Source organism: Pseudomonas sp. SIMBA_068, assembly GCF_046534705.1.
In the GTDB taxonomy this organism is placed as follows: Bacteria; Pseudomonadota; Gammaproteobacteria; order Pseudomonadales; family Pseudomonadaceae; genus Aquipseudomonas; species Aquipseudomonas putida.
On the sequence record NZ_JAWRYI010000305.1, the window covers coordinates 1 to 291 of the forward strand.

Annotated in this window: 1 protein-coding gene; it reads right to left on the reverse strand. The window is 40.2% G+C overall.

Going from position 1 to position 291, the window contains the following annotated elements; genetic code table 11:
* On the reverse strand, positions 1 to 291 hold a 291-nt coding region (locus SB756_RS29285; protein WP_410913050.1), incomplete at both ends, for a hypothetical protein.

A 291-nucleotide genomic window follows, 5' to 3' on the forward strand; every position in this document is an offset into this window, starting at 1 on the left:
CTTTTCAAACGATCATTCTCTTTAGACAATTCTTTTGTTCGGTTGCGTTCACGTACCAACTCATTTTCTAAACTATTATTGTCCTTTCGAAACACCTCGCCCGCTTTAGCAAGGCTTTTCACCTGCTCAAAATCTTCTCTATTCAGCTGAACAGTTTTAGTCAAAAAACCCTTCTCTTTCACTCGTTCTTCGATCTGATCAACCGCCTGCGCTTCAAATGCTGTCTTTTTCAAATCATCCAATCGACCCGAAATCTGATCAACCGCCTGTTCCATCTCTATTTTTTTAAGG